Here is a 16,455-nt window from a genome sequence, read left to right as displayed (position 1 = left end):
GCATGACACTCGACCGCATGACGGCGAGCCGAGCGACGCGCGGTTGATCGAGGCGTCGCTGACCGCGCCCGAGCGGTTCGCGGGCGTCTTCGACCGGCACGCGGACGAGATCCACGCCTACGCCGGTCGCCGTCTCGGACCCGAGCACGCCGACGACGTGACGGCCGAGACGTTCCTCGTGGCGTTCCGCAAGCGGCACCGCTACGACGCCTCGCGGCCGGACGCCCGGCCCTGGCTGTACGGCATCGCCGCCAACCTCATCTCCGGGCACCGCCGCTCGGAGATCCGGCGGCTGCGGGCGCTCGCCCGCGCGCCGCGCGACGCCGACGAGCGCGGCCTCCACGAGGAGGAACGCGGAGCGGAACGGGCGAGCGCCGCCGTCCTGCGGCCCGCCCTCGCCGCCGCGCTGGCCAGGCTGTCGACCGCCGAACGCGACGTGCTCCTGCTGGTCGCCTGGGCCGACCTCTCCTACGAGGAGGCGGCCGAGGCGCTGAAGATCCCCATCGGCACGGTCCGCTCGCGCCTGCACCGCGTGCGCGCGAAGCTGCGCCGCCATCTCGACCTTCCCGAGGAGAACCTGTGATGACCGACGAGATCGACCTGGTGGCGCGGGAACGGCCCGACGTCGCCCCCTACTCCCTGGCGGCCAAGGCGGCCGTGCGGCGGCGGCTGACCGACCCGGCGAAGCGTCCCGTCCGTCCCCGCCCGCGTCCCTACCTGTTCCTGGCGGGCGGGACGGCGCTGCTCGCCGCGGCGGGCGTCACCGCCGTCATCACGAGCCCGGCGGAGCCGGAGCCCCGGCCGGTGGCGGTGAGCGCCGGGGTCGTGAGCCTGCCGAAGGTGTCGAACATGTCGGCCGAGGAGGTGCTGGGCAAGGCGGCCCGCGCGGTGACCGACCTGTCCCTGCGCGACGACCAGTTCGTCAAGGTCAGCTCCCAGACGATGTACGAGGCCGACGTGGTCGGCGAGGACAAGAAGCAATCTCGTTACCTCTACCGGACGAAGCGGACGATCTGGCTGTCGGCCGACGGCACGAGGGACGGCGCGCTGAAGGTCGAGCATCTGGAGCCCCGGGCGTACCCCGGCTGGCCGATCCCGCCGGAGGCGTACCAGCGGAAGGGCACCGAGTGGATGCGGCTCCCTGCCTGCAACAGCGTGCGGGACACCGCCTACACGAACCTGAAGAAGCTGCCCACCGACCCGGAGGAGATGCGCGCCTACCTGTACGGCCGGCCGCGCGGCGACAACCCGCCCGACACCGGCGCGTGGACGGCCGTCGGCGACCTGCTGCGGGAGACGTACGTGCCGGCACCCCAGCGCAAGGCGCTGTTCAATGCCGCCGCCACGATCCCCGGGGTCACGGTCGACGAGAGTGTCGAGGACGCGGCCGGACGGACCGGCATCGGCGTCGGCCGGGTCTCCGGCGGGGTGCGCCAGGAGATCATCTTCGACCCCTCCAGCTATGAGCTGCTCGGCGAGCGCGGCATCGTCGTGGACGAGAAGGAGGCGAAGGCGCCCGTCGGGAGCCTCGTGGCCTCGACCGCCCAGCTGGAGGTCACGGCCGACGACACCGCGCCGAAGGTGGACGACCCCGCCGCCGGCTGCGACTGACCCCGCACGCCGCTCGATCCCGCGGTGTCGCGAATCGAGCGGCGATGCGGAGCCCGGTAACGCGGATCGCACGGAGCGAGCGGCACAAGGTTCGGGCGGGGTTCGCGCCCCGCACGCCCGGAGTGCCCGGGGGTGCCGGGGGTGCCCCCGCCCATCACCCCACGCACCGCTCTCTCCCGGAGTGACGAGGATCGCGAGGGGTTCGCCCCCACCGCCTTGCGCGCCCGGGCTCCCCCGCCCACCGCCCGGCGCGCGGTGGATGCCCAGGGCCCGGCGGGTGTCCCGGGCGCGGGGGTGTCCCGGGCGCCCGTCCGGGGCGCGCGTCCGGGCGGAGATTTGTCAGTGGTGATCTCTAGCCTCCGGCACATGACAAACGCGACGCAGGCGTATTGCTACGCCGCGCCTTCGATGCTGGTGGACGGGCGTCTCGGGCTCTCGACGTCCGGGGGCAGGGCCCTGAGCGGCCCCGCCGTTGCGCCGAGGTTCTTCAGCGGGGTGGTGACCCAGGCGGCGCCCGCGGCGGCGGCGCTGCTGGGCGTGGCCGACGTGGCCCTCACCCGTTATCACCAGCCGCGTCCGGGGTGGACCCGCGATCCGGTCGTCACGTGCGGCGGCGACCGGCTGCGGCTCGAGTCGTTCTCCGCCTGCGGCGGTGTGTACGCCCGGCTGGACCTGCTCTGGGACGCACTGGACGGCGAGGTGTTCGACCGGGGGACGACCAATGTCGACGTCAACGGCCCGCTGCGGGAGGCGCTGGCCCGCGTGGGCCCGCGCGACCCGCTGCACCTCGGGGTCGGCGCGGACGAGCTCACGGTGACCACACTCGACGGCGCGGTGGTGGAGAAGAAGGTGCCGCTGCCCGAGCGGTGGCTGCGGGGGTTCGCCGAGGTTCAGGTGATCGCGGCGCGGATGGACCTGCGGGCCGAGCTGCCGGGGATGAGCGCGGTGCGGTTCCTGCGGTCCCTGCCCAAGCGGGCGACGGCCGACCTGTGGGTCGCCCCGGCGGGCCGCGATCTGCGCGTCTCGGACCGGCCCGGCCCCGGATCGGTGTGCCTGTCCGGCGTGGGCCGCCTGGCGACGCTGCTGCCCCTGCTGCGCTTCGCCCGGGGCCTCAAGGTGTACGGCCCGGCGTCCCCCGGCGGCCCGGCGTCGAGCGCGTGGGAGCTGGAGCTGCCCGGCATGCGATACACGCTGGTCCTGTCGCCCGAGCGCTGGCGCGGGTTCTCCGGCGAGGGCGCGGTGCTCGCCGACCTCGCCACCGACGAGGCCGAGACCGACGCCGACGTGGTGGGGATGCTGCTCAACTTCGAGCCCGAGGTGGAGATCGGCCTGCTGGCCGACCGCGCCGGGCTGTCGCCGACGCGCGTGCGCGCCGCGCTCACCCAGCTCGGCACGGCCGGGCGCGTCGGCTACGACCTGTCCGACGCGGCGTACTTCCACCGTGAGCTTCCCTATGACCGGGAGCACGTGCGGCACCTCAACCCGCGGCTGACGTCCGCGCGGGCGCTGGTCGCGGCGGGCGCCGTGGAGGTCACGGGTGACACGGCGCGCGTACGGACCGACGGCGGGCTGCGGGAGGTCGGCCTGACCGACGGATCGTGCACCTGCCCCTGGTGGTGGGACCATCGCGGCTCACGCGGGCCGTGCAAACACGTGCTCGCGGCGAGAATCGCCGCGCGATCCGTCACGGACGCCGACATGCGGACGGTCGTGGAGACGAGCCCGGAGGCGGCACGATGAGCGCCTGGCAGGAGGTGCGCGACCTCATCACGGCGCGTGAGACGAAGACGCTGGCCGACCGCGTGATCGCCCTCACCGAGGCCGAGCGCGCCGAGGTGGCGAAGCGGCTGCCGGGCTTCCTCACGGAGATGCGCGACACCGCCATGCAGATGGCCCGCGAGAGCGAGCGGGGTCAGGGCCTCGACGACGAGGACCCCTGGCTCGCCTGGGAGCGCCGCCGCACGGTGCGGGACGCCCTCTCCGAGTTCGGCACGGTCCTGCGGATCGCGGGCGCGGGGACCATCTCGGGGCCCGCCGCCGCGGCGGCGTGGCTGACCCGCCGCGAGCTCTACCCGGAGTGGGCGCCGGCCCCGAGCCAGGCCGAGGTGGTCCGGGTGCTGGTCACCCGCCCGGCCGAGTGGCAGGCCGACGTGGCGGCCCGGCTCGCCCTGAAAATCCGCAGGCCAGGCGACGATCGGATCGCCCCGCTGGTGCTCGCGCTGCTGCGGGCCTCCGGCATCACGCCGCCCGCGCACGACATGCTCGTCGTCGCGTGGCTGACGGGCGAGGCGGCGGACGACGATCCCCTGCTCGGCCCGCTGCTGCCGCGGATCTTCCACGCCGAGGGCGCGGGCCGCGCCCTGCGCGAGGAACGGCTCACGCCGACGCCCACCCGGTGGTTCTCCCTGGTCCAGCGGCTGCTGGAGGCCGGGCGGGTGTCGCGTGCGGAGCTCCTCGACGGCTGCGTGAGCCGGTTTCTGCGCGGGGGCAACGCCGCGGACCTGCGCTTCTTCGTGCGCCTGCACGGACTGGTCGGCCCCACGCCGCAGGAGGCGGCCGAGCGGGCCCGTGGCTACCTGCGGCTGCTCCCCGCCGCCCCCGGTCCGGTCGCCGAGCTGGCCCTCACCCAGATCAACCGCTGCGGCCTCCACGACGACGCCGACGTCCAGGAGGCGATCGAGGCGCTGACCTTCAGGCCCGAGGCCAAGCTCGCCCGCGCCGGCCTGACCCTGCTGGACCGGGAGGTGCGGCGGAGTCCCGCTCGCGCCGGCGAACTCGCTCCCGCGCTCGTCACGGCGTTCGCCCACACGTCCGACGACGAGCGGCGGCGAGCCGTACGGATCGCGCTCAGGCACGCCGCGGCGTTCGGTAGGGACGCCAAGCCGATCGCCGAGGCGGTTCCACTGCTGCCCGCCGATCTCGGCCGGGAGCTCGCCGCGGTGTTCGGCGGCGAGGTCGCGGCCGAGGAGACGCCGGAACCGTTCACCCCCGCGCCGCTGCCCGTCTTCCCCGAGCCCGGCCCGTTCCCCCTGCGGGCCGTGGATTGGGCCACAAGGGCGCCGTACGGGTGGGAGGCGTGCGAGCAGTGGCTCGCCGATTTCGTCGAGCGGGTGGGCAGCGATCGGGCGGCCCTGCGCGAGGCGCTCCTCCCTGCCTTCGGGGACTACTCCCCCCATCTGTACGACATGGAGTGCTGGCTCGATCCGGACGCCTGGATCGCCGCCATGGCGAAGGAGGTGATCACTCCCGGCACCGATCCCGGTGTGCCCGATCCGGAACCCGTCGATCCCTGGGCGGGATCGAGCTTCTCCGTGAGCGTGAGCGCCGTACCGCCCGACGAGCCGGAGGGCCACGATCACGAGCCGGACGGCCATGCCGGACCGGAGGGGCACACCGCACCGGACGACGCTGCCGCACTGGACGACCTTGCCGCACTGGACGACCCTGCCGCACTGGGCAGGCATCCCGCGTTGGACGACCCTGCCGGGCCTGCCTGGCTGGAAAACGAAGGCGACGCGGAAGACGAAGACAGTGCGGAGGGCGAGGCCGCACCGGAGCCGGCCTTCGGCAATCTGCCGGAGCACGTCCGGGAGGAGATCTTCCGCCAGATCCGTGAGCTCGGAGTCTCCGCCGAGCGGGTGGCGGCGATGCGCGACGGCCTGCCCGTGCCTCCCCGCGATCCCGCCGAGCCGGACTTCCGCGTGGGGATCACGTATTTCGGCTTCCGGCCGCTGTTCGGCAAGCCGGAGGAGCCGGACCCCGCGGTGGAGTTCCGCCGCCGCGCCCGGCTGCCGGAGCCCGCGCGCGTCTCCCCGCCGCACATGTTCCTGCTGCACCGGCTCAGCGAGATCTACCGGGCGCTCCGGGATGGGACGCTGCCTCCCGTCCTGCTGGCGACGCCGACGGTGACCACCGGGCACCTCGATCCCGGCGTGCTGGTGGACCGGCTGGAGCTGTGCGCCGCCGCGGGCACGGAGCCGCTGCCCGCCGACCTGCAGCAGGCGTTGCTACGGCTGCCACGGGGGGCGCACCCGGTCGCGGCCGAGCGCGCCGCACGCGTGGGATCGCAGGCGGCGTCGGCCGTCGGCGGCTGGCTTGCCCGGGGCGGCCTGCCCGATCCGGAAGCCGGGGTGAAGTGGGGCTACGTCGAGGGTGCCCATGAGTACCTGTTCGAGGAGCGCGACCCGGTGCACGTCGAGCGGGTGCGGCTGGTGCCGCTGCTGCGAGCGGAGCCGACCGGGCACCCTCTCATCGACGAGTTGCTGCGCGAGCCGTCGAAGTGGTGCTGGGACGATCACGGATACGCCATGGAGTGGTGGCCGTCGATCCTTCCGTCGCACCGCGAGGTCGTCTCCGTCAACTACCTGCCCCACCTGCTCTATCAGTGGAACCATCCAGGGGTCTATCCGCCTCATCTGAAGGGCGTGGCGGACGCCGACGGCCCGATCGGGGACGCGACCTCGCTCATCCTGGCCTACTTCCTGGCCACGAGCCACCCCGGCTCGGTGCCCCTGCTGCTGCGGATGACCAGCCGGGGAGCACTGGACGCCGAGGCGGTCGGCCGTCAGATCGCGCTGCTGATCCGCCGCACCAGGCTCGAGCCCCGTCCGGTGCTCGCGTCGCTGCGGGAGGCCGCGCATAAGGGGGCGCACGAGCAGGTGTGGGAGATCGTGCGGACCCTGTTGCCCGGCCTGCTGCCCTCCACCGGGGAGCGGCCGGCCGTCGCCCACACCGAGGCGGTGAGGTTCGCCGCCGACGTGGCCGTCTGGGTGGGCGCCCGCGGCGAGATCCCGGCGGTGTCGGCGCACGCCGCCACCGGCCGGGCGAGCCGCTTCACCCGGGAGTGCGCGCGCCTGCGCGACCTGCTCGCCGGATGACGGGGCGCTGCCGGAACGATCCGGCCTGAGATCGTCCGTCTTGTCAGAGAAGGAGCGCGGACGTTCCGGCAGCGTGCGGGGCCGATCGTGCGCGCAGACGACGTCCGGCGGATGCGTCGTCTACCGGTGACCGGACCGGCTCACTTGCACTGCTCCAGCATGGCCGCCTTGTCGGCGGAGGTCACCGGCAGGTCGTACTTGAGGGCGACCTGGGCGAACCGCACGACGTAGGAGCAGCGGATGTCGCGGCTGGGCGGCAGCCAGGTGGCCGGCCCCGAGTCGCCCTTGGAGCCGTTGGTGGAGCCGTCGACGGGGATCAGGTTGAGCGGGTCGTTGGCGATCTGCTTGCGCTTGCTCTCGCTCCACCGCGACGCGCCCATCTGCCAGTCGTACGACAGGGGCATGACGTGGTCGATCTGGACCGCCGCCGCCTTCGACTTGGTCCAGTCGATCGTCTTGCCGGTGTAGGGGTCGTACAGGGTCATGGAGACGATGACGCAGTTGGACCCGTCGCGATATTTGACGTCCCGGCCGTCGCGCTTGAGCAGGTCGTTGCGGGTGTCGCAGCCGTTGCGCCCCCAGGGGACGTCGTCCACGTTGTCGGCCCAGGCGTAGCCGAACTTGTCGCGGTCATAGCCGGTCTTCGACCCCCGGCCCTTCGTCGCCACCTTGTCGATCAGCTCGCGGGCCTTCGCCCGGTCCTTGTCCGACGTGATCGGCTTGAGGCCAGGGCCGGTGCCGTCGGGGTTGTCGAGCGGGTTGACGCCACGCTCCGTCCCGGCGTCGCCCTGCGCGCCGCTGCTCGTGCCGCCGCCCTTGCTCGCGAGGTCGCCGTCGAGTTCCGGCATCGGCCCGCAGCCCGCGAGCACGGCCACCGCCATCGAGAGTCCGGTGATCGACACGGCGATCGACCGGGTTCCACGCCCGCCCACAGCCACCCCTAGGTAATGAAATGTCCCCCTCAGATATAGCAAAGTGCAAATAAGTGGCAAAGGAGGCGCGCGCAAGATCTCGGCGCATGACGAGGGGCGTGGCACGCCGTGCGTGCCACGCCCCCTCGACCGGGCCCGATGGAAGGCCCCGTTGTTCAGATGCGGTTGATCAAATGCGGTTGACCGGCTGCCGTGGATCAGATGCGGTGGATCAGGCGGGGATCCAGTCCTGCCAGACGATCTTGTTGGCCTCGACCCACTTGCGGGCGGCGTTCTCGGCGCTCATCTTGTTCACCGCCATGTCGTAGGCCACGGCGTTCTGGTCGTCGTTGGTCCAGACGAAGTTCTTGATCAGTTCGTACGCCTTGCCGCCGGTCTTGGCGAACTTCACGCTGACGACCTTGTCGAGCAGGTACGGCGGATAGTCGCACTTGATCGTCTTGACGTTGGCGTCGCACCCGATGGCGTACGGCGGCAGGTTGATCTTGACGAGCTTGAGCTGGTTGAACAGCCACTGGGGCTCGTAGAAGTACATCAGCAGCGGGGTCTCGTTCTCGGTGGCCTTGCGGGCCGCCGCGATCAGCGCGTCCTCACTGCCGGAGTAGACCACCTTGTAGGGCAGGTTCAGGTTCCTGATCAGCGCCTCGTCGTTGGTGACGAAGGACTTGTCGCCCGCGAGGAACTGGCCGAGACCGTCGCTCTTGTCGGTCTTGAACAGGTCCTTGTACTTGGGCAGGTTGTGCCAGTCCGTGATGTCCGGATATTTCTGGACCATCCACTCCGGGACGTACCACCCGATGACGCCCTTGTTGCCGTTCTCACCCGCGGTGATCGCGACCTTCTTGTCTTCGATGTACTCCTTCTTCAGCTCCGGGTGGCTCCAGTTCTCCAGCACGGCGTCGACCGTGCCCTTCTCGAAGCCCTTCCAGGAGTCCGCCTCGCCGCTCTCGACCTTCTCGACCTTGTAGCCGAGCTCGTGCTCGAGGAGATAGGCGACGACCGCGGCGCTGGCCTCGTAGCCGATCCAGGGGTTGATCGCGAGTCGTACGGTCTTCGTGCCGCTCCCGGCGCCTGCCCCGGCGGCGTCATCCGAACTCCCGCCACTGCAGGCGGTCATGACCAGCGCGAGCGTCAGCACGCCGGCAAGGAGACGGATCCTCATATCTAGCCTCTTTGATTTCGTACGGGCGGGTCGTGCGGGCGCGGAACGCGAACGGCGGGGCCGCGGCGACACCGGCAGAGTATTCCACAACACGCGGGATCGGCCGCGATCGCGGGGATCGCGGCCGACGCGTGCGTTCAGCGCCCGGACGGGCGGAACACCGGCACGACCTGGATCACTTCGGCATCCAGGCCTGCCACTTGGTGGGGTTGGCCTCCACCCACTTCTTGGCCGCGTCCTCGGGCGACATCCCGTTGTTGGTGATGTCGTCCGCGACCGCGTTCTGGTCGTCGTTCGTCCACTGGAAGGCCTTGATCAGCTCGTAAGCCTTGCCGCCGGTGTCGGCGAACTTCTTGCTCACGATCTTGTCGAGGTCGTACGGCGGGTAGTCACAGGCGACCTTCTTGGGGTCGCTGTCACAGCCCTCCGTGTAGGCAGGGAGGTTGACCTTGACCAGCTTGACCTGGTTGAACAGCCACTGCGGCTCGTAGAAGTACATGAGCAGCGGCTTCTTCTGGTCGGTCGCCTGCTTGGCGGCCTTGATCAGCGCGGCCTCGCTGCCCGCGTAGACCACCTTGTAGTCGAGCTTGAGGTTCTTGACCAGCGCCTCGTCGTTGGTGACGAAGGACGGGTCGCCGTCCAGCATCTGGCCCTTGCCGTCCGACTCGGAGGTCTTGAACAGGTCGGCGTACTTGTTCAGGTTCTTCCAGTCGGTGATGTCGGGGTACTTCTCCACCATCCACTCGGGCACGTACCAGCCGATGACGCCCTTGTTGCCGGTGCTGCCCGCCTCGACGGCGACCTGCTTCTCCTCGATGTACTTCTTCTTGAGGTCGGGGTGACCCCAGTTCTCCATGATGACGTCGACGTCACCGGACTCCATGCCCTGCCAGGACGGCTCCTCGGCGAGGGTCACCTTCTCGACCTTGTAGCCGAGCTCGTGCTCCAGCAGGTACGACACCACCGCCGCGTCGGCCTCGTAGCCGACCCAGCCGTTGATGGCCATCTTGACGGTGCCCGCGGAACCCGGAGCGGCCGCGGAGCCCGCGGCGCTCGCGCTCGGCGCCGCCGCGGAGTCGTCCTCTACCTTGGCGCCTCCGCAGGCGGCCACGCCGAGGCCGAGAGCGAGCACCCCTGCGATCAGGCGTAACTTCTTCATGCGTTCCTCTTCTTGTGGGGAGAGCGGCGCCCGTTGGCGCCTTGCGTGATCCGGTCGAGCATGACTCCGAGGAGGACCAGGGCGACGCCGGCGGCGAGGCCCTTTCCGTAGTCCTCCTGCTGCGCGAACCCGGCCACGACGTCGTATCCAAGAGCCCCGGCGCCGACCAGCGCGCCGATGACCACCATCGCCAGCGTCATGACGATGCCCTGGTTCGCCGCGAGCAGCAGCGAACCGCGCGCCATCGGCAGCTGGACCTTCCACAGCAGCTGCCGGTCCGTGGAGCCCGCGGAGCGCGCCGCCTCCACGACGGTCCCGGGGACCGCGCGCAGGCCGTCCTCGACGAGGCGGGCGACCACCGGCACCGCGTAGATGAAGGACGCGGTGATCGCCGTGAATCGGCCGTTGCCGAACAGGGCGACGGCGGGCAGCAGGTAGGAGAACGAGGGCATCGTCTGCGCCGCGTCCAGCAGCGGGCGCAGCCCGGCGGCGAACCACCGCGACCGCGCCGCCGCCACGCCGAGCGCGAGCCCCACGGCGATGGTGATCACCGAGGCGACCAGCACCAACGTCAGCGTCTCCATGGCGTGCTCCCACAGCTGCAGCGCGGCGACGCACAGGAGGCAGGCGGTGGCGACCAGACCGGCCGCCATCCCGCTCACCCGCCAGGCGAACACCAGCACCGCCGCGGTGACCAGCCACCACGGCGCGCTGGTCAGCACGTCCTGCAGCGGGTTGAGCAGGCCGTACGCCACTGCGTCGTTGAGGAAGCCGGTGAAGGTGTACCAGTGCGCCTCGATCCAGTCGACCACGTCGTTGATCGGCCGGACGATCTGCACCTCCCACTGCTCGGGGAAGTCCTGCGCCAGCACGGGGAGCAGGGCGAGCCCCGCCGCCGTCAGGACGGCGAACCCGCCCCAGCGGACGGCCCGCGCCCGGGTGCCGCCCTCGCGCCGCTGCGCCGCCGCCCGCGTCATGCGGTCGAGCACGATGGCGATCAGCACGATGGCGACGCCGGGCACCAGCGCGGCGCCCACGTTGACCCGGGCGAGCGCGCGGAGCAGGTCCTCGCCGAGCCCGGGCGCCGCGATCAGCGCCGTCAGCGGCACCATCGACAGCGCCGCGGCGATGGTCTGGTTGACACCCAGCATGATCGTGTTGAGCGCCAGCGGCAGACGGACCTTGCCCAGTGTCTGCCACCCGGTGGCGCCCAGCGACTCCGACGCCTCCACCGCCACACCGGAGACCCGCTCGATGGCCATCGCGGTGATCCTGATCGCGGGCGGCATCGCGTAGATCATCGTGGCGATCGTCGCCGACGCCGGGCCGATGAGGAACAGCAGCACCATCGGCGACAGGTACGAGAACGTCGGCATGATCTGCATGACGTCGAGCACCGGCGTCACGATCCGCCGTACGCGGGGCGAGCGGCCCGCCCAGATCCCCAGCGGGATGCCGAACAGCAGCGACAGCACCACCGAGGACAGGGTCAGCGCGAGCGTCTCGACGCTCGCCTCCCAGAACCCGAGCACGCCGACGCCGGCGAAACCGGCGAACGAGACGAGCGCGATCCGCCACCCGCCGGCCAGCCAGCCGAGCCCGGCGGCCAGCCCGAGGAGTCCGGGCCAGCCGAGCGCGACCAGGACGGCCTGGATCGCGTCGTAGACTCCGGCCGCGCCCAGGCGGATGTAGTTGACGACGTACAGGAAGATCGGGCTGCTGTTGCGGTTGGCGTCGACCCAGTCGCGGGCGTCGTTGAGCCAGTGGAACAGGGTGGCGTCGTCGTCGTGCGGCAGCACGGCCTTGCCGCGGAAGGCCACGTAGAGGACCACCACCGCGACCACGCCGACGACCGGCGCGACCCACCGCGGCAGGCGCCGGGCCCGCGCCGGGGCCTCAACGGGCGGCGCGACCCGCACAGGCGCGCTCACCATCTACGCCTCCCCACCGGTGGCGCCGGCGGAGGCCCCGGCCACCACGGGCTGGGAGTCCGGCCGCACCGCGCCGAGGAGGTCGACCCGGCTCACCACGCCGACCAGCTCGCCGCCGGAGACGACCCGGATGGGCCGGTCGGACGCCATCGCGGCCGGGACCGCGTCGTGGATGACGGTGTCGGCGGGGAGCTCGGGACCGTCGAGCGGTTCATCGGGCTCGGGGGCACGGCAGATCCAGCGCAGCGACAGCACCTGCGCCCGGGGAACGTCCCGCACGAAGTCGGCCACGTAGTCGTCGGCGGGCGCGCCCACCAGCTCCTCGGGGGTGCCCACCTGCACGATCGCGCCCGCCCGCATGATCGCGATGCGCTCGCCGAGCTTGAGCGCCTCGGACAGGTCGTGGGTGATGAAGACCATCGTCTTGCCGACCTCGCGGTGCAGCCGGATGACCTCGGCCTGCATGTCGCGGCGGATCAGCGGGTCGAGCGCGCTGAACGGCTCGTCGAACAGCAGCACCTCGGGGTCGACGGCGAGCGCCCGGGCGAGGCCCACCCGCTGCTGCATGCCGCCGGAAAGCTGCTCCGGATAGGAGTCCTCGTGGCCTCCCAGCCCGACCAGCGACAGGATGCGCCGGGCCTTCTCGTGCCGCTCGGCCTTTCCGACGCCCTGGATCTCCAGGCCGTAGCCGACGTTGTCCACGACCTTGCGGTGCGGCAGCAGCCCGAAGTGCTGGAAGACCATGCTCACCCGGTGACGGCGGAGCTCCCGCAACTGCTTGGCCGACATGCCGCGCACGTCCTGTCCGTCGATGCGCAGTTCGCCCGCCGTCGGCTCGATCAGCCGGGTGAGACAGCGCACCAGCGTCGACTTGCCGCTGCCGGAAAGGCCCATGACGACGAAGACCTCGCCTGGGCGTACTTCGAAGCTGACGTCCCTGACGGCGGCGGTGCACCCCGTCTTCGCCCGCAGTTGCGCGGGCTCAAGGTCTGCGTCGGGGCTGCCGATGATCCGGTCGGCCTTGGGACCGAAGATCTTCCAGAGCCCGCGAACCTCGATCGCGGCTGTGCCCACTCTGATTCCCCTCACTTGGCGCTCGCCCGCGAGGCGGCGTGGACGCCCGGAAACGCCAAAGCACGGCGCGAGGGCTGCCGCTCGCACGCCGTGAATGAAGAGCGGGGGGCCAACGACTCCTCAGGGCACACGCACAGGCGTTGCGCTAGGCGCAACACGGATCCTGTTTTGACAACAGGTCTGAGGCTAGGGCCCTGCTGCCCCTCTTATGGTGAAAAATGCCACCTAATCTCCATATCGTGACCGTCCAGTGATCTTTTGGTTCGCGGGCCGTACCGGGTTGTGAAGGCGCGGCGGCGCGGCGTGAGGGCCTGCCTCCGGCGCGGCCACGTGCCGTCAGGGCCCGCCCCCGCGCAGGCTCGGCGTGAAGGCCCCGGCGAGGGGCATCGGTGCCGCGCCAGGCTCGGGTCACGAAACGCCGCCCCGCGAGGCGGCGCCCGCGTCGTCACGGACTGCGGACCGAAACCCCGCACGGCGAGGCCGCGCCGACGTCGTCACGGGCTCAGGACCGAAAACGCCGCGCGGCGAGGGGCGGGCGGTGTCACGACGGGCTCAGGTGACGAGGATGCCCCCGTCGACCGGGAGCACGGCCCCGGTGACGTACGAACCGGCGTCAGAGGCGAGGAAGACGGCGGCGGCGACGAGCTCCTCCGGATCGCCGGAGCGCTTCATCAGCACCCGCTGCTCCCGCATGCGGTCGAGATAGCCGCCGGGATACCGCGCGGTCATCTCGGAGTCGAAGAAACCCGGCTCCAGGCAGTTGACCCGGATGCCCCGTCGCGAGGTCCACTGCTGGGCGAGGTCACGGGTGAGCCCGACGACAGCGGCCTTCGACGCGCTGTAGGCCGCCTGCGGCAGCCCGGCCGTGGTCTCGCCGAGCACGCTGCCGATGTTGACGATCGACGAGCCCGGCCGCATGACCCGGGCGCAGGCCTGGGCCATCCAGTAGGTGCCGTTCAGGTTCACGTCGAGCACCCGGCGGAACTCTCCGGGCGCCTCCCGCAGTGCGGGCACGGCCGTGCCGACGCCCGCGTTGTTGATCAGCACGTCGACGCGGCCGAACTCGCCCATGGCCGCGTCGACGAGGGCCTGACACTCCTCGGGGACCGACACGTCGGTCGGGACCGCGAGGCAGCGGCGGCCGGTCTCCTCGACCAGCCGCCGGGTGCGCTCCAGCCCTTCGGGACGGCGGGCCCCGATCACCACGTCGGCGCCCGCCTCCGCCAGACCCCTGGCGAAGGCGACGCCGAGCCCCGCCGAGGCCCCCGTCACGATGGCCACCCTGCCGTCAAGACGGAACCGGTCCAGGATCACGCCGCCTCCTCGCTCACGAATCGAACCGACTCTAGAGCAAGGTTCCGCCGACACGGATCAGAGGCCGTATTCCTTGGAGATCCGCTCGTGCCGCTCGGCCTCGATGCCGACCTCGCGGGCGAGGTCGAGCCACGCGAGCGGGTGGGACCACTGCTCGGTCACGTCGTCGAGAACGGCGTCCAGCTCCGCCGGACGCACGGTGGGCGGGATCGCGATCCAGCCGAACACGCCGGGAAGCTGCTCGCCGGTGGCCGGGTGGGTGACGCGGTAGTTCTCGTCGCTGTAGACCCACATGGGCCAGCCGCGCTCGGCGAGGACCTCGTTGAACTCGGCCCACTCGTCCTCCGACGGCGCCGCGCCGTCGAAGAACCAGCTCGTGTAGCCGCCCGGGCGCAGCATCGTCACCCCGGCGAACGGGATGACGAAGCTCTCGCGCTCCTGCTCGTTCTCCGGGATCGGCTCCAGCGGCCGGGGGTCGATCACGACCACGTCGCCCGCGTTGTATTCCATGCCGCGCGGCTGCGGGATCGCGAGGCGCGCGGTGGCCGGGCCGGTCCGTACGGCGAGCACCTCCCGCTGGCTGCCGTCGGGAGCGGGGAGGATCACCCGGACCAGGTGCCACTCCTCCTCGATCGGGCCCTCTCCCGGCTCGATCGGCATGCCGAGCTTGGCGCCGGCGGCACGAACGGTCGCCCAGTCCTCCACGGCGGTGGACAGCACGATGAGCCGCCAGACGTCCTCCTCCTCGCCCTCACCGGAGTCGAGGAGCGGCTTGAGGATCTCGGCCGCCTTGGAGTTGTCGCCGAGCTGCTGCACCGCGCCCGACCACAGACGGCGCGCCTCCAGGCCGCTTCCGTGGGCGACCGCCTGCTCGGCCTCGGCCGCCGTCTGCTCCCAGCGCTCGCGGGCGCGGTGCAGCCGGGCGAGCGCGAGGTGCGAACGGGTCTCCGGCAGCCGGGCCGCCAGCGTCTCCACCCGCTCGTCCTGCCCGGCCTCGATGAGCAGGCCGGTGAGGTAGGAGATGTCGTCGTCGCCGGCTGCGGCGGGGTCGCCGTCCTCGACGATCGTCTTCCAGTAGAGGTCGGCGCCCACCGGGGCGTAGCCGAGGAAGCCGAGCGTCGTGGTGTGGCGCCGGGTGGCCTCCAGGTCGGTGCCGGACAGCGGCCACAGCCAGCCCACCCACCGCTCGGGGTCGGCGGTGCTGCCGTCGGCGGCGTCGAAGTAGGCGACGAGCTCGTCACGCGGGCCGGGCGGCGCGAGCTCCTTGGCGGCGTCGGCGGCGGCGCGCAGCTCGGCCACCCGCTCGGCCAGGCCCTCGGTGGCGCGGAGACTGGCGATCGCGGCCTCGGCGTAGTCGGCCAGCAGGCGGGCCTGCCACAGGCCCTGCCGCGCGACGGCCAGGTGACCGGCGGTCAGCGCCAGCTCGAACCTGGCGCGGTGGCCGCCCACGCTCTCGAAGTAGGAGATCCACTGTCGCAGGATGCGGCCGAGCTGCCAGGTGTTGGCGATGCCCTCGGTGAGCATGCCGACCGTGCGCGCCCACTCCACCCACTCGCGCGCGTGGTCGCCGATCACGTCGAGGTCGGGCAGCGCTTCGACGGCCTCCGGGATGCGGCCGAGCGTGGCCAGCACCTGCGACTTGAGCAGGGTCTCGCGGCGGCCCTTCGCGACCGGGTCGTCCGGCTTGAAGCCGGTCGAGGCGTCGAGCGCGGCCAGGGCGTCGTCCGCGCGCCCGGCGGCGAGCAGGGCACGCGCGGAGGCGGCGCCCAGCTCCCAGCTCGCCTCTCGGCCCGCTCCGCGCAGGCGCTCGACCGCCGCCTCGGCGTACGCGACGGCCTCGGCCGCCTGGCCGGCGTCGATCAGCGCCGCGACGTACTGCGTGGCCAGGCCGGAGAAGGCGAGGGACTCCGGGCCGACGCCGTCGAGGACGGCGCCCAGGGCGGCGAGCCGGGTCTCGGCATAACCGGGGCCGTCGGTGTTGGCCTGGGTCATCGCCAGGACCTCCACCGCGCCGGGGGCGGCAGGACAGTCGCTGACGTCGTCACGCTGGGCGAAGTCCGCCAGCGCGACGGCGTCCTCGAGCGCCGCCGCGCCGATCGCCCGGTCGCCCACCCGGCCGAGCAGGTGCCAGTAGCGCGCGAAGAACTCCAGCCACGGCTTCTCCAGCGTCTCCGCGTGCTGCGCGATCGCCGGCGCCACGACGTCGAGCTGGGTGAAACGGCCCTCCAGCGCCTGCGCGGGCACGTCACCCAGCGCCATGGCCAGCCCCGTGTTGCCCGCCTCGTGCAGTTCGCGCTGGGTGCCGCCGACCCAGGCCCAGATGTCCACGTCCATGAGCAGTCAGTCTGCCAGGTTGCCGACCATGACCCAAACGAACGCGGCCTTCGGCTCCCCG

General features: G+C 72.1%; 11 protein-coding genes. 4 read left to right on the top strand and 7 right to left on the bottom strand.

Annotated features, from left to right (window positions below):
• Positions 1 to 43 precede the first annotated feature (43 nt).
• From OHB01_RS21895 to OHB01_RS21880, 4 genes are all read left to right on the top strand, one after another.
• Positions 44 to 583, top strand: a complete 540-nt coding sequence (locus OHB01_RS21895; RefSeq protein ID WP_328853907.1) for an RNA polymerase sigma factor — start codon at positions 44 to 46, stop codon at positions 581 to 583.
• A complete protein-coding gene (locus OHB01_RS21890; RefSeq protein ID WP_328853906.1) occupies positions 583 to 1,611 on the top strand; it encodes a CU044_5270 family protein in 1,029 nt (342 codons plus the stop codon). Before OHB01_RS21895 ends, OHB01_RS21890 begins: the two co-directional genes overlap by 1 nt.
• Before the next feature lie 366 nt (positions 1,612 to 1,977).
• The gene (locus OHB01_RS21885) at positions 1,978 to 3,351 is read left to right on the top strand and encodes an SWIM zinc finger family protein (protein ID WP_328853905.1); all 1,374 of its coding nucleotides are present in this window, start codon (positions 1,978 to 1,980) and stop codon (positions 3,349 to 3,351) included.
• Positions 3,348 to 6,488, top strand: a complete 3,141-nt coding sequence (locus tag OHB01_RS21880) for a hypothetical protein (protein WP_328853904.1) — start codon at positions 3,348 to 3,350, stop codon at positions 6,486 to 6,488. Before OHB01_RS21885 ends, OHB01_RS21880 begins: the two co-directional genes overlap by 4 nt.
• Positions 6,489 to 6,628: 140 nt before the next feature.
• Here the strand turns inward: OHB01_RS21880 and OHB01_RS21875 are convergent, their stop codons facing one another.
• The 7 genes from OHB01_RS21875 to OHB01_RS21845 form a co-directional block, all read right to left on the bottom strand.
• Positions 6,629 to 7,420, bottom strand: coding sequence for an HNH endonuclease family protein (locus OHB01_RS21875; protein WP_261985806.1), 792 nt, complete (start codon positions 7,418 to 7,420; stop codon positions 6,629 to 6,631).
• Positions 7,421 to 7,631: 211 nt separating this feature from the next.
• Positions 7,632 to 8,582: an ABC transporter substrate-binding protein gene (locus OHB01_RS21870; protein WP_142650563.1), complete on the bottom strand. Its 951-nt coding sequence runs from the start codon at positions 8,580 to 8,582 to the stop codon at positions 7,632 to 7,634.
• A 175-nt stretch (positions 8,583 to 8,757) separates the two neighbouring features.
• A complete protein-coding gene (locus OHB01_RS21865) occupies positions 8,758 to 9,741 on the bottom strand; it encodes an ABC transporter substrate-binding protein (protein WP_142650562.1) in 984 nt (327 codons plus the stop codon).
• Entirely contained in the window at positions 9,738 to 11,675 is a 1,938-nt protein-coding gene (locus OHB01_RS21860; RefSeq protein WP_328853903.1) for an ABC transporter permease, read from the bottom strand. Before OHB01_RS21860 ends, OHB01_RS21865 begins: the two co-directional genes overlap by 4 nt.
• The gene (locus tag OHB01_RS21855; protein WP_328709523.1) at positions 11,676 to 12,746 is read right to left on the bottom strand and encodes a glycine betaine/L-proline ABC transporter ATP-binding protein; all 1,071 of its coding nucleotides are present in this window, start codon (positions 12,744 to 12,746) and stop codon (positions 11,676 to 11,678) included. It lies immediately after the preceding gene.
• Between the two features lie 552 nt (positions 12,747 to 13,298).
• A complete protein-coding gene (locus tag OHB01_RS21850) occupies positions 13,299 to 14,060 on the bottom strand; it encodes an SDR family NAD(P)-dependent oxidoreductase (protein ID WP_260617440.1) in 762 nt (253 codons plus the stop codon).
• 57 nt (positions 14,061 to 14,117) lie between these two features.
• Positions 14,118 to 16,394, bottom strand: coding sequence for a tetratricopeptide repeat protein (locus OHB01_RS21845; RefSeq protein ID WP_142650559.1), 2,277 nt, complete (start codon positions 16,392 to 16,394; stop codon positions 14,118 to 14,120).
• Between the last annotated feature and the right edge of the window lie 61 nt (positions 16,395 to 16,455).

The organism is Microbispora hainanensis, assembly GCF_036186745.1.
Taxonomy (GTDB): Bacteria; Actinomycetota; Actinomycetes; order Streptosporangiales; family Streptosporangiaceae; genus Microbispora.
Note: the sequence above shows the minus strand (reverse complement) of the source record. Positions and strands in the feature narration are given on the sequence as shown.

Excerpts from the sequence above, each read along its gene's own strand:
- OHB01_RS21890 (WP_328853906.1), top strand. The coding sequence starts at position 583 with ATGACCGACGAGATCGACCTGGTGGCGCGGGAACGGCCCGACGTCGCC.
- OHB01_RS21885 (WP_328853905.1), top strand. The coding sequence starts at position 1,978 with ATGACAAACGCGACGCAGGCGTATTGCTACGCCGCGCCTTCGATGCTG.
- OHB01_RS21880 (WP_328853904.1), top strand. The coding sequence starts at position 3,348 with ATGAGCGCCTGGCAGGAGGTGCGCGACCTCATCACGGCGCGTGAGACG.
- OHB01_RS21870 (WP_142650563.1), bottom strand. The coding sequence starts at position 8,582 with ATGAGGATCCGTCTCCTTGCCGGCGTGCTGACGCTCGCGCTGGTCATG.
- OHB01_RS21865 (WP_142650562.1), bottom strand. The coding sequence starts at position 9,741 with ATGAAGAAGTTACGCCTGATCGCAGGGGTGCTCGCTCTCGGCCTCGGC.
- OHB01_RS21860 (WP_328853903.1), bottom strand. The coding sequence starts at position 11,675 with ATGGTGAGCGCGCCTGTGCGGGTCGCGCCGCCCGTTGAGGCCCCGGCG.
- OHB01_RS21845 (WP_142650559.1), bottom strand. The coding sequence starts at position 16,394 with ATGGACGTGGACATCTGGGCCTGGGTCGGCGGCACCCAGCGCGAACTG.